General features: G+C 71.0%; 7 protein-coding genes. 2 read left to right on the top strand and 5 right to left on the bottom strand.

The features are described from left to right. Positions 1-141: 141 nt before the first annotated feature. The 4 genes from ACWD5D_RS24140 to ACWD5D_RS24125 form a co-directional block, all read right to left on the bottom strand. A complete protein-coding gene (locus tag ACWD5D_RS24140; protein WP_451374805.1) occupies positions 142-3,942 on the bottom strand; it encodes a multifunctional oxoglutarate decarboxylase/oxoglutarate dehydrogenase thiamine pyrophosphate-binding subunit/dihydrolipoyllysine-residue succinyltransferase subunit in 3,801 nt (1,266 codons plus the stop codon). A gap of 291 nt (positions 3,943-4,233) precedes the next feature. Next, the gene (locus ACWD5D_RS24135; RefSeq protein WP_451374804.1) at positions 4,234-5,355 is read right to left on the bottom strand and encodes a HAMP domain-containing sensor histidine kinase; all 1,122 of its coding nucleotides are present in this window, start codon (positions 5,353-5,355) and stop codon (positions 4,234-4,236) included. Next, positions 5,352-6,092: a response regulator transcription factor gene (locus ACWD5D_RS24130; RefSeq protein WP_451374803.1), complete on the bottom strand. Its 741-nt coding sequence runs from the start codon at positions 6,090-6,092 to the stop codon at positions 5,352-5,354. Before ACWD5D_RS24130 ends, ACWD5D_RS24135 begins: the two co-directional genes overlap by 4 nt. Positions 6,093-6,210: 118 nt before the next feature. Next, entirely contained in the window at positions 6,211-6,888 is a 678-nt protein-coding gene (locus tag ACWD5D_RS24125; RefSeq protein WP_451374802.1) for a spermine/spermidine synthase domain-containing protein, read from the bottom strand. A 726-nt stretch (positions 6,889-7,614) separates the two neighbouring features. Here ACWD5D_RS24125 and ACWD5D_RS24120 point away from each other — a divergent pair. Then, positions 7,615-8,331: a rhomboid-like protein gene (locus tag ACWD5D_RS24120; RefSeq protein ID WP_451374827.1), complete on the top strand. Its 717-nt coding sequence runs from the start codon at positions 7,615-7,617 to the stop codon at positions 8,329-8,331. A 136-nt stretch (positions 8,332-8,467) separates the two neighbouring features. Beyond that, positions 8,468-10,897, top strand: coding sequence for an endopeptidase La (gene lon / locus ACWD5D_RS24115; RefSeq protein WP_451374801.1), 2,430 nt, complete (start codon positions 8,468-8,470; stop codon positions 10,895-10,897). Between the two features lie 84 nt (positions 10,898-10,981). Here the strand turns inward: lon and ACWD5D_RS24110 are convergent, their stop codons facing one another. After that, complete coding sequence (locus ACWD5D_RS24110; protein WP_451374800.1) at positions 10,982-12,859, bottom strand: SpoIIE family protein phosphatase; 1,878 nt, start codon at positions 12,857-12,859, stop codon at positions 10,982-10,984. Between the last annotated feature and the right edge of the window lie 230 nt (positions 12,860-13,089).

The raw sequence follows: 13,089 nt of genomic DNA, 5'->3' as shown, positions 1-13,089 counted from the left end.
TCGGCGCTTGCCCCAACCACACGTGAGTTGTGCTGTGCGATGTGCGGCGCAGACATGACCGTCGCGGACCATGCCGAAGGGCCCGGTACCGAGTGGAGAACTCGGCACCGGGCCCCGGGTGTCGGCTGAGCCGCCGGAGGCTTACGCCTCGAACACCTCACGCACCAGCTGCTCCTGCTCGGCCTGGTGGCGCTTGGCGGAGCCCACCGCCGGGGACGAGGAGTGCGGGCGCGAGATGCGCCGCAGCCGCTCGCCGGCCGGGATGTCCGCGCCGACCGCCAGGTCGAGGTGGTCGATCAGGTTGAGCGCGATGAACGGCCAGGCACCCTGGTTCGCCGGCTCCTCCTGGACCCACAGGTACTTCGCGGCGTTCGGGTACTTGTTGACCTCCGCCTGGAGCTCCGCACCCGGCAGCGGGTACAGGCGCTCGATGCGGATGATCGCCGTGTCCGTGGCACCGCGCTTGACCCGCTCGGCCTCCAGGTCGTAGTAGACCTTGCCGGCGCAGAAGACGACCTTGCGGACCGCGGCCGGGTCGACCGTGGAGTCGCCGATGACCGGGCGGAACTCGCCGCTCGTGAACTCCTCCGCCTTCGAGGCCGCCGCCTTCAGACGCAGCATCGACTTCGGGGTGAAGACGATCAGCGGCTTGTGGGCCGGGTTGTGCACCTGCCACCGCAGGAGGTGGAAGTAGTTCGACGGGAGCGTCGGCATCGCGACCGTCATGTTGTTCTGCGCGCAGAGCTGGAGGAAGCGCTCGACGCGGGCCGAGGAGTGGTCCGGGCCCTGGCCCTCGTAGCCGTGCGGGAGCAGGAGCGTGACGCCGCTCGTCTGGCCCCACTTCTGCTCGGCCGCCGAGATGTACTCGTCGACCACCGTCTGCGCGCCGTTGACGAAGTCGCCGAACTGCGCCTCCCACATCACGAGGGCGTCGGGGCGGGCCAGCGAGTAGCCGTACTCGAAGCCCATGACCGCGTACTCGGACAGCAGGGAGTTGTAGACGTTGTAGCGCGCCTGGTCCTCGGAGAGGTACTGGAGCGGGGTGCGCTCCTCACCCGTCTCGCGGTCGATGAGCACCGCGTGGCGCTGGCCGAAGGTGCCGCGCTGGGAGTCCTGGCCGGACAGGCGGACCGGGGTGCCCTCCAGCAGGAGGGAGCCGACCGCGAGGGTCTCGCCCATGCCCCAGTCGATCGTGCCGTCCTCGACCATCGCCGCCCGGCGCTGCAGCTGCGGCAGCAGACGCGGGTGCACATGGAAGGAGTCGGGGATGTTGACCTGGGACTCGGCGATCCGCTTGACGACCTCCGTGGAGATCGCGGTCGGCACCGCGACCGGGAAGCCGTCCTGCGGCGTCCGGACGTCGACGGCGGCCGGCTGCGAGGTGGCCTCGCGGACCTCGGTGAAGACCTTCTCCAGCTGGCCCTGGTAGTCCTGCAGCGCCTGCTCGGCCTCTTCCAGGGTGATGTCGCCGCGACCGATGAGGGACTCGGTGTACAGCTTGCGCACCGAGCGCTTCTTGTCGATCAGGTCGTACATCAGCGGCTGGGTGAAGGCCGGGTTGTCCGACTCGTTGTGACCGCGGCGGCGGTAGCAGATGAGGTCGATCACCACGTCCTTGTTGAACGCCTGGCGGAACTCGAAGGCCAGCCGGGCGACCCGGACGACGGCCTCGGGGTCGTCGCCGTTCACGTGGAAGATCGGGGCCTCGATCATGCGGGCCACGTCCGTCGCGTACATGGAGGAACGCGAGGACTCGGGGGCCGCGGTGAAGCCGACCTGGTTGTTGATGACGATGTGGACCGTGCCGCCGGTGCGGTAGCCGCGCAGCTGCGACATGTTCAGGGTCTCGGCCACGACGCCCTGGCCCGCGAAGGCCGCGTCGCCGTGGATCGCCACCGGCAGGACCGTGAAGTCCGTGCCGCCCTTGTTGATGATGTCCTGCCTGGCGCGGACGATGCCCTCGATGACCGGGTCGACCGTCTCCAGGTGGGAGGGGTTGGCGGCCAGCGAGACCGTGATCTGCTCGCCGTCCAGGCCGGTGAAGGTGCCCTGGGCGCCCAGGTGGTACTTCACGTCGCCGGAGCCGTGCATCGACTTCGGGTCGAGGTTGCCCTCGAACTCGCGGAAGATCTGCGCGTACGACTTGCCGACGATGTTCGCGAGGACGTTCAGGCGGCCGCGGTGGGCCATGCCGATGACGACCTCGTCCAGGCGGGACTCGGCAGCGGAGTCGATGACCGCGTCCAGCAGCGGGATGACCGACTCGCCGCCCTCGAGCGAGAAGCGCTTCTGGCCGACGTACTTCGTCTGCAGGAAGGTCTCGAAGGCCTCGGCGGCGTTCAGGCGGCGCAGGATGCGCAGCTGCTCCTCGCGCTCCGGCTTGGAGTGCGCCCGCTCGACGCGGTCCTGGATCCACTTGCGCTGCTTCGGGTCCTGGATGTGCATGAACTCGATGCCGATGGTGCGGCAGTACGAGTCGCGCAGCACGCCGAGGATGTCGCGCAGCTTCATCAGGGACTTGCCGGCGAAGCCGCCGACGGCGAACTCGCGCTCCAGGTCCCACAGGGTGAGGCCGTGCTCGGTGATGTCCAGGTCGGGGTGCTTGCGCTGGCGGTACTCCAGCGGGTCGGTGTCGGCCATGACGTGGCCGCGGACCCGGTAGGAGTGGATCAGCTCGAAGACACGGGCGGCCTTGGTGACGTCGTCGTCGTGGCTGGCGTCGATGTCCTTGAGCCAGCGGACCGGCTCGTAGGGGATGCGCAGCGCCTTGAAGACGTCGTCGTAGAAGCCGTTCTCGCCGAGCAGCAGGTTCGCGACCTGGCGCAGGAACTCGCCGGAGGCGGCGCCCTGGATCACCCGGTGGTCGTAGGTCGACGTGAGCGTCATGACCTTCGAGACGCCGAGCTTGTTCAGGGTGTCCTGGCTGGTGCCCTGGAACTCCGCAGGGTAGTCCATGGAGCCGACGCCCATGATCACGGACTGGCCGGGCATCAGACGCGGCACGGAGTGGACGGTGCCGAGGCCGCCGGGGTTGGTCAGGGAGACCGTGACACCGGTGAAGTCGTCCATCGTCAGCTTGTTGTCGCGGGCGCGACGGACGATGTCCTCGTAGGCCTGCCAGAACTCGAAGAAGTTCAGGGTCTCGGCCTTCTTGATGGCGGCCACGACGAGCTGGCGGTCGCCGTTGGGCTTCACCAGGTCGATGGCCAGGCCGAGGTTGATGTGGGCCGGCTTGACGAGGGTCGGCTTGCCGTCCTTCTCGCCGAACGACCAGTTCATCGACGGCATGGCCTTGATGGCCTGCACCATCGCGTACCCGATCAGGTGCGTGAAGGAGATCTTCCCGCCCCGGGCGCGCTTGAGGTGGTTGTTGATGACGATGCGGTTGTCGAACAGCAGCTTCACCGGGACCGCGCGGACCGAGGTGGCCGTCGGCAGCTCCAGCGAGGCGTTCATGTTCTTGGCGACCGCGGCGGCGGGACCGCGCAGCGTGACCAGCTCGGGACCCTCCGGGGCCGCGGCGGCCGCGGGGGCCTTGGCGGGGGCGGGGGCGGCGGCCTTCGCCTTCGGCTGAGCGGGCGCCTGTGCGGGTGGCGCCGGCGCGGCCGGGGCGGGGGCGGCCGGGGCCGCGGGGGCGGCAGCGGCGGCGGGCTTCGGGGCCGCCGGGGCCGCGGCGGGAGCGGCCTGCGCCGGGGGAGCCGGTGTGGTGGTCTCTGCGGCCCCCGCGGCCGCAGTACCCGCCGGAGCCGAGGCGGCGGGCGCTCCCGGCTTGTAGTCGGCGAAGAAGTCCCACCAGGCACGGTCTACCGAGTTCGGGTCCTGGAGGTACTGCTGATAGATCTCGTCGACGAGCCACTCGTTGGGACCGAACGCGGCAGCGGGGTTCTTCCCGGCTTGGTCTTCGGTCGAGATGCTCGAGTTACTGGGGGACTGTGGCGACACGGCGGCAACCGCCCTCTTCCGCTTCACAAGGTTATGGACAGCGGAAATAAAGGCTACGCCTCCGAGACCGGGAAGGTCAGGTCAGGCCCGTTCATCGTCGTGTAAGTCACATCGGAAATCTTGTTTCAGGGCTTGATATGGCGGGAAACAAGCGTGGTTCCGCATGTGGAGGAGGGGGTGCGGGATCGCCGAACGGGGCCCGGCGCGACGGCGTCCCGGGCCCGCCCCTGATCACACGTGTCCGGCTGCGCGGACACAGATGGATCTTGGGCTTCCGGTTCGAACTTTACGTCAACTTGGGACGGAGGACAGTCCCGGGAGAGTGACGATGATCCGGCAGCCCCGCTCGGATTCGGCCACACCGATCCGGCCGCCGTGCAGATCCACCGCCCAGCGGGCGATCGCCAGACCGAGTCCGGTGCCGCCGTCGCTGCCCGGACCGTGCGGTCGGGTCACCACACCGCGGTTGAACCGCTCGAACACCCGGTGCCACTCCGACCTGGGAATTCCGGGACCCTCGTCCAGGACCTCGAGCTCCAGCGACTCCGGCTGGGCCCCGCACCGCGCCCGCACCGTCACCCGGCCGTGCGGCGGGCTGTGCTTCACCGCGTTGTCGATCAGGTTCGCGACGACCTGGTGGATGCGCTCGGGATCCGCGTGCGCGGTCAGCTCCGGCGGGGAGACGTCGAGGTGCAGATGGACGTCCGTGCGCGTGTGGCTGCCCGAGCCGGAGGCGATGCCCGCGCGCGCGGAGGCGACCATGTTGGCCTCCTTCAGCACGCCGGACAGGTACGGCCACACCTCGAAACGGCGCGTCTTGAGCGGTACGACGCCGTTGTCCAGCCGGGAGAGGTCCAGCAGCGTCTCCAGCAGCCGGCCGAGGCGCTCGGTCTGCTTCAGGGCCGTGCGCATGGTCTCGGGGTCGGCCTCGGTGACCCCGTCGACGATGTTCTCCAGCACCGCGCGCAGCCCCGCGATGGGCGTGCGCAGCTCGTGCGAGACGTTCGCCACCAGTTCCTTGCGCTGCTGGTCCTGGGCCTCCAGCTCGTCCGCCATGACGTTGATCGTCTGGGCCAGGTCACCCAGCTCGTCCCGGCGGTTCTCGCGCACCCGGCGCGTGTAGTCGCCGTGCGAGATGGAGCGGGCGACCGCGTTCATCTCGTCCAGCGGCGCGGTGAGCGACTGCGCCACGAACTGCGTGATCAGCAGAGTGGCGATCATCGAGAAGACCGTGATGAAGCGCAGTTCCGTCTTGGTGTGCACCGCGACGATCGACAGACCGGTGGTGATCAGCACCGCGATGACGACCAGAGCGCCCAGCTTGGTCTTGATCGAGAACGGGCGTACACCGCCCCAGGGGTCCTCACCGAAGGTCCCTGGGTTTCTTCGTGCGGCTTCTCGCCCGTCGCTCATGGCGTCGGCGTCTCCAGCGCGTATCCGACGCCGTGCACCGTGCGGATCCGCTCGGCGCCGATCTTCCGGCGCAGCGCCTTGATGTGGCTGTCGACGGTCCGGGTGCCGGAGGCGTCCGCCCAGTCCCACACCTCGGCCAGCAGCTGCTCCCGGGAGAGCACCGCGCGCGGGGTGTTGGCCAGGCACACCAGCAGGTCGAACTCGGTGGGCGTCAGGTGGACGTCCTCGGACTTCACCCGCACCCGGCGCTGTGCGTGGTCGATCTCCAGCTCGCCGAGGCGCAGGATGCCCGAGCGCGGCGTGGCGGCGGCGAGCGCGGCCCGCTCCACCCGGCGCAGCAGGACGTGCACCCGCGCGGCCAGTTCCCGCATGGAGAACGGCTTGGTCATGTAGTCGTCGGCGCCGACCCCGAGGCCGACCAGCATGTCGGTCTCGTCGTCCCGCGCGGTCAGCATCATCACCGGCACCGGGCGCTGGGCCTGCACGCGCCGGCAGACCTCCAGGCCGTCGAAGCCGGGCAGCATGATGTCGAGGATCAGCAGGTCGGGCTGCCAGGCCTGGGCCGTGTCGACCGCTGCCGGACCGTCGGCCGCGGTTTGCACGAGGAATCCCTCGGCGCGGAGCCGGGCCGCGATGGCGTCGACGATCGTGGGATCGTCCTCGACGACCAGCACTCGACGCTGCGCTCCCGGAGTGGTCGTCGCCGCGCCGGTCTGGGAGGTGTGTGTCTGCTCCATCGCCCGCCCCTGTTGCCTATGTTGCTTTCCGGAATCCGTGGGGTGATCCCATGACTGCTATTGACGCTTGAATGATCCGCGTCAGGGATGCACCCTACGGTGACTGACCGTTCCGTCGCTATCCAGGGCGGACGGCAAGGTGGACCGCGTCCGGAACGCCCCGGGCAACGGGCACTTCTTCGGTACGCACCTGTTGGAACCCGGCATTCCGCATGGTTCCTTCAAATTCCGGAGAGGGCTCGGCCGACCATACAGCCAGTACCCCGCCAGGGCTCAACACCCTTGCGCAGGAGGCGAGTCCGGCCGGTGCGTACAGGCTGTCGTTGCCCTCCGTGACGGTCCAGGCAGGGCCGTTGTCGATGTCGAGACACAAGGCGTCGAACGTGTCCGAAGTCTCATTGACGTAAGCGATCAGGTCCGCTTCGACGATCTCGGTGCGCGGGTCGGTCAACGCCCCGCGGGACACCTCGGACAGAGGACCCCGGCGATGCCAGTCGATGACGGCGGGTTCCCGTTCCACCACGGTGATGCGCCCCCAGCGCGGGTCGGCGGCCGCGTGTGCGAGCGAGAATCCCACGCCCAGCCCTCCGATCAGCACGTTCGGCGCCGGGCGGGCGTCCAGCGCGTCCCTCGCGGCGTCGATCAGCAGGCGCTCCGAGCGGCCGTCGGACGTGTCCATCAGGAAGCAGCCGTTGGCGATGATCTGCAGCAAATGCCCGTGTCTGCGCAGCACCACCTCGCCGTACGGGCCGTCGCGCCGGTCCAGGACCACAGGGGTGTCGTACACGGCAGTCATGCGGCCATCCTGCTCGAACCGGGCGCGGCGTTCACGGGAATTACGGATGGCGGGCAGGCGGCCGGGGGTGTGCTGGCCCGTTCGTGGGACACGGGGCCCCTGTGTGGCGGGTCCTGCCGTGCGGACCGGCGGACGCGGCGGAGGCTTCTGGGAATGTTGTGAATCCGCTCCCGCGTGGCGTCGGTCATAGACACCGGTGCACCCGACGCGAAGGGTGGGGCGCGACGGAAGGAGCGCCTCACCGTGGAACGGACCGCGACGGGCCCCACGACGGCCACACCCCCACCCCCCTCGGCCGCGCCCCTCCCCGACCCGACCTTCTCCGCCGACCCGGCCTTCGCCTTCGACCCGGCCTTCGCCTCCGGCCGGTCCTTGACCTCCGACCTGGCCTGCACCTCCGGCGCGGCTTTCGTCTCCGGCCCGGCGTTGACCTCTGAGGCGGCTTTCGTCTCCGGCCGGGCGTTGACCTCTGACGCGGCCTTCGCCTCTGGTCCGGCCTTGACCTCCGACCTGGCCTGCACCTCCGGCGCGGCTTTCGTCTCTGGCCCGGCGTTGACCTCTGACGCGGCCTTCGCCTCTAATCCGGCCTTGACCTCCGACCTGGCCTGCACCTCCGGTGCGGCTTTCGTCTCCGGCCCGGCGTTGACCTCTGACGCGGCCTTCGTCTCCGGCCCGGCCTTCGCCTCCGATTCGGTGTTCGCCGAGGGTGCGGGGCTCCTCGGCGGGATGCCCAGGCAGCGCGCGGTGATGCCGGAGGCGGCAGTGGAGGCGGCCGCTGCGGCTGAGGGCGCCGCGCCGCTCCGGGTGCCGTCGGTCCGTCGCCCGTGGCCGGCGCGTCTGCTCCCGACCCCCGTCGCCACCCCGTTCACCTTCGGCTACGTGGTCGTCCTCGCCCTCACCTCGCTCGTCGCCGCCGTGGCCGAACCCGGGCTGGTGCACGCGCTGTACCAGGACTCCAGTACCGACGTGGCCCACCTGATGCACAGTCCCGCGCTGGTGCTGGTGGCGAGCGCGCTGTGGGTCGCGGGCGGGGTCGTCTCGCCGTACGCGGCCGCGTTCGTACTGGTGCTGACCGCGCTGGAGCGGCGCATAGGCGGTCTGCGGGCGGCCGGTGTGTTCCTGGCCGGGCATGTCCTGGCCACCCTCGCGACCGAGGTCCCGGTCGGTCTGGCCGTGCTGGCCGGCCACCTCCCGGCCACCTCGCTGCACCGCCTCGACTACGGCATCAGCTTCGGCGTCGCCGCCAGCATCGGCGCCCTGGCCGGCCTGCTCACCCCCTGGGCGCGCTGGCCCCTGCTCTCCCTCTTCGGCGCCATGCTCCTCGGTGACCTGATCGACTTCGAGGACCCCATGACCAACTGGGGCCACCTGATCGCCCTGACGATCGGCGTCGCCGCCTGGCCGCTCGTGCGCCGCTGGAACATGCGGTCACTTTCCGACTGAGGGCGACTGGTCCCCCCACCAGCAGAAACACCAGGGTGACCGCCTGATCGCTCACAGCGAACGCCAACTCGGGAACATCGGCGGTGCCCTACGCATTGAGCCTGCATAGCTCAAGTTGACTGCCAAAGGGGAGATCATGGCTGATGAGTCCACGGCGTTCACGCTCGTCCTGCCTGTGCTGCCGCTCGATGACGAGGTGGTACTGCCCGGCATGGTGGTCCCGCTGGACCTGAGCGACGCCGAGGTACGCGCCGCGGTGGAGGCCGCCCAGGCCGCCGCGCGGTCCGAGCCCGGCAAGCCCAAGGTGCTGCTGGTGCCGCGTATCGACGGCACGTACGCCAAGACCGGTGTGCTCGGCACGGTCGAGCAGGTCGGCCGGCTGGCCGACGGAGACCCGGGTGCGCTGATCCGCGGGCGCTCGCGCGTGCGCATCGGCGCCGGGACCACCGGCCCGGGTGCGGCGCTGTGGGTCGAGGGCGCCCGCGTCGAGGAGAACGTGCCCGAGCCGGTGCCCGGCCAGGTCACGGAGCTCGTCAAGGAATACAAGGCGCTCGCCACCACCTGGCTGAAGAAGCGCGGCGCCTGGCAGGTCGTGGACCGGGTCCAGGCCATCGAAGACGTCTCCGCGCTCGCCGACAACTCCGGTTACTCGCCCTTCCTGACCACCGAGCAGAAGGTCGAACTGCTGGAGACCGCCGACCCGGTGGCCCGCCTCAAGCTCGCCACGCAAGCGCTCCGCGACCATCTCGCCGAGCAGGACGTGGCCGAGACCATTGCCAAGGACGTCCAGGAGGGCGTCGACAAGCAGCAGCGCGAGTTCCTGCTGCGACGCCAGCTGGAAGCGGTCCGCAAGGAACTGCGCGAGCTGAACGGCGACAGCTCCAAGGACTCGGCCGAGGAGTCCGACGACTACCGCACCCGTGTGGAGGCCGCCGACCTGCCGGAGAAGGTCCGCGAGGCCGCCCTCAAGGAGGTCGACAAGCTGGAGCGGTCCAGCGACCAGTCCCCGGAGGGCTCCTGGATCCGCACCTGGCTGGACACCGTCCTGGAGCTGCCGTGGAACGAGCGGACCGAGGATGAGTACGACATCCAGGGCGCCAAGGCGATCCTGGACGCCGAGCACGCCGGCCTGGAGGACGTGAAGGAGCGCATCACCGAGTACCTGGCCGTGCGCAAGCGGCGCGGTGAGCGCGGCCTGGGCGTGATCGGCGGGCGGCGCGGCGGTGCCGTGCTCGCGCTCGTCGGCCCGCCCGGCGTCGGCAAGACCAGCCTCGGCGAGTCCGTCGCGCACGCGATGGGCCGCAAGTTCGTCCGCGTCGCCCTCGGCGGCGTCCGCGACGAGGCCGAGATCCGCGGCCACCGGCGTACGTACGTCGGCGCGCTGCCCGGCCGGATCGTGCGCGCCATCAAGGAGGCCGGGTCCATGAACCCGGTGGTCCTGCTGGACGAGATCGACAAGGTGGGATCCGACTTCCGGGGCGACCCGGCGGCGGCCCTGCTGGAGGTCCTCGACCCGGCGCAGAACCACACCTTCCGGGACCACTACCTGGAGGTCGAACTCGACCTGTCGGACGTGGTCTTCCTGGCCACCGCCAACGTCCTGGAGGCCATCCCGGAGGCGCTCGCCGACCGAATGGAGATCGTCCGCCTGGACGGCTACACCGAGGACGAGAAGGTCGTCATCGCCCGTGACCACCTGCTCCCGCGCCAGCTGGAGCGGGCCGGCCTGAACAAGGACGAGGTCACGATCGACGAGAGCGCGCTGCGCAAGCTCGCGGGCGAGTACACCCGCGAGGCGGGCGTGCGCACCCTGGAGCGGTCCGTCGCGCGGCTGCTGCGCAAGATCGCGGCCAAGCACGAACTCGGCGAGCGGGAACTGCCGTTCACCGTCCGCGACGAGGACCTGCGCGGTCTGATCGGGCGCCCGCACCACGTGCCCGAGTCCGCCCAGGACCCGGCCGAGCGGCGTACGGCCGTCCCGGGTGTGGCGACCGGCCTCGCGGTCACCGGCGCCGGCGGCGACGTCCTCTACGTGGAGGCGTCCCTCGCCGACCCGGAGACGGGCGCGGCGGGTCTGACCCTGACCGGCCAGCTCGGCGACGTGATGAAGGAGTCGGCGCAGATCGCGCTGAGCTTCCTGCGCAGCCACGGCGCCGAACTGGAACTTCCGGTGGCCGACCTGAAGGACCGGGGTGTGCACATCCACTTCCCGGCGGGCGCGGTTCCGAAGGACGGTCCGAGCGCGGGCATCACGATGACCACGGCCCTCGCGAGCCTGCTGTCCGGACGGCTGGTCCGCACGGACGTGGCGATGACGGGTGAGGTCTCGCTGACCGGCCGGGTGCTGCCCATCGGCGGCGTCAAGCAGAAGCTGCTCGCCGCGCACCGCGCCGGGGTGACCACCGTGATCATCCCGAAGCGCAACGAGGCCGACCTGGACGACGTCCCGGCGGAGGTGCTGGACAAGCTGGACGTGCACCCGGTGACGGATGTGCGGCAGGTGCTGGAACTGGCGCTCGCGCCCGCCACGAACGGTGCGACGCCGGAGGTTCCGGTAGCCGCGTGACGCCACAGGTGAACACCGCCTGACGCCACAGGAGAACGACGTACGAACCCGCTGCCCCGCCGCACCCCTGCGGCGGGGCAGCCGTCATTCCACGCCCAGTTTCTGCTCCGCCCACACCGTCTTGCCGATCCGGTCGTGCCGGGTGCCCCAGCGGGCGGCGAGCTGGGCGACGAGGAGCAGGCCCCGGCCGCCCTCGTCGAACATCCGGGCGCGCCGCATGTGCGGGGTCGAACCACTGGAGTCGTAGACCTCGCAGATCAGGGTGGAGTCCTGGTGGATGAGCCGGAGCCGGATGGGCGGCCGGCCGTAGCGGATGGCGTTGGTGACCAGCTCGCTCACGATCAGCTCGGTGCTGAAGGCCGCCTCGTCCAGCCCCCAGGCGGAGAGCTGCTCGTCGGTCTGCTTGCGGACGCGGGCGACGACGCTGGGGGTGCTGTCCAGCTCCCAGGTGGCGACCCGGCCGGGGTGCAGCGCCCGGGTGCGGACGACCAGCAGGGCGATGTCGTCCTCGGGACCGTGGCTGAGCAGTTCGTCGAGGACTCGGTCGCAGACGGCTTCCAGGGTCGGCGCGGGGCGCGCGAGCGTGGCGAACAGCTTGTCCAGCGCCTCGTCGATGTCGTGGTCGCGGGCCTCCAGCAGCCCGTCGGTGTAGAGGGCGAGCAGGCTGCCCTCGGGCAGCTCGGCCTCGAAGGCCTCGAAGGGGAGCGCGCCGAGCCCCAGCGGCGGACCGGCGGGCACGTCGAGAAACCGGGCCCCGCCGTCCGGGGGGACGACGACGGGCGGTGGTGAACCGGCCCGGGCCGCGGCGCACTGGCGCGTGACCGGGTCGTAGACCGCGTACAGACAGGTGGTGCCGATGCCGCCGGCGGTCTCGCCGGCCGGGTCCGCGGCGCCCTCGTCGGCCGCCAGGCGCAGCACGAGGTCGTCGAGGTGGGTGAGCAACTCGTCGGCGGGCAGGTCCACGTCGGCGAGGGTGCGTACCGCGGTGCGCAGCCGGCCCATGATGGCGGAGGCGTGGTTCCCGTGCCCGACGACGTCGCCGACCACCAGGGCGACCCGCGCTCCGGACAGCGGAATCACGTCGAACCAGTCAGCGCCCACCCCGGCCCCGGTCGTGGCGGGCAGATAGCGGGTGGCGATCTCCAGCGCGACCTGGTCGGGCAGCGGGTGCGGGGGGAGGCTGCGCCGGAGGGACAGGTCTGTGCCCGCTGCCCGCGAGTACCGGTGGGTGTGGTGCAGGTCGGCGGAAGTGTGCGGCTCGGTCCCGCCCGGTGCGGGATGCCGTCCGGCGGTGGGTCCCCGGGCGCGCTGGTGCGCGGCCAGGCAGACGGCGCGGACGTGGCCGTCGGGGTCCTTCAGCGGGGTGAGGACGGTGGGCCCGCCGGCGTCCGGGCCGAGCAGGGCCGCCACCTCCTGCGGCCGGCCGGTGTCCAGCACCCGGCGCATCGCCCGGTCGGTCTCCTCACCGGTGGCGCCGGGCACGATGTGGGTCAGCCGCAGCCCGCGGATCGCCGCCTCGGACAGGGACAGCGCGCGCTCCAGGCGGCGGTTGGCGCGCATCAGTCGCAGGTCGGTGTCGAAGATGCCGAGCGGGAAAGGGGACTGCAGGAAGGCCCATTCCTCCAGCGGCACCCCCTCGGGCGGACGCGGGCGGGCCGGTACGGCGGTGACCACCAGCCAGTCGGTGGAGCCGGTGTCCGACGTACGGCGGTGCGCGAGGAGACCGAGGTCCAGGCGCCGGCCGTCCCGGTGCCGCAGCGGCACGGTGCCGTTCCAGCGCTCCTTCCCGGCCAGTTCCCCATGGGCCGCGCCGCGCTCCGCGGCGAGCAGTCCGGTGGCCGGCCGTCCGATCACCGCCGAGGGCTCGTAGCCGAGCAGCCGCTGGGCGCCCTCGCTCCAGCCGGTCAGGATGCCCTGCTCATCGATGGTGGCCGTGGCCGTGTACGTCGACTGTCGCTCCATCGCCGCTCATCTCGCCCTTGCTCGGCAGGCTCTCCTGACCAGCATGATCCCGGCCGGCGCGGAGCACCAACGCAGCACGAACGGCACCCGCCGACGGACGAGAACGCCCCGCCGACGGACCGCGCCACGCCCCCTTCCGGAGGACGAAACGCCCCGCCGACGGACCGCGCCACGCCCCCTCCGGAGGACGAGAACGGCCCTCCGCGGACGAGCCCCCGCCGACGGACGAG

Source organism: Streptomyces sp. NPDC002520, from assembly GCF_053595235.1.
The sequence above is the reverse complement of the archived record's forward strand: the minus strand, read 5'-3'. Positions and strand labels throughout refer to the sequence as shown.

Bases quoted from the DNA above. Each gene is read 5' to 3' on its own strand.
- ACWD5D_RS24130 (WP_451374803.1), bottom strand. From the start codon at position 6,092: ATGGAGCAGACACACACCTCCCAGACCGGCGCGGCGACGACCACTCCG.
- ACWD5D_RS24120 (WP_451374827.1), top strand. From the start codon at position 7,615: ATGCCCAGGCAGCGCGCGGTGATGCCGGAGGCGGCAGTGGAGGCGGCC.
- ACWD5D_RS24110 (WP_451374800.1), bottom strand. From the start codon at position 12,859: ATGGAGCGACAGTCGACGTACACGGCCACGGCCACCATCGATGAGCAG.
- lon (WP_451374801.1), top strand. From the start codon at position 8,468: ATGGCTGATGAGTCCACGGCGTTCACGCTCGTCCTGCCTGTGCTGCCG.
- ACWD5D_RS24135 (WP_451374804.1), bottom strand. From the start codon at position 5,355: ATGAGCGACGGGCGAGAAGCCGCACGAAGAAACCCAGGGACCTTCGGT.
- ACWD5D_RS24125 (WP_451374802.1), bottom strand. From the start codon at position 6,888: ATGACTGCCGTGTACGACACCCCTGTGGTCCTGGACCGGCGCGACGGC.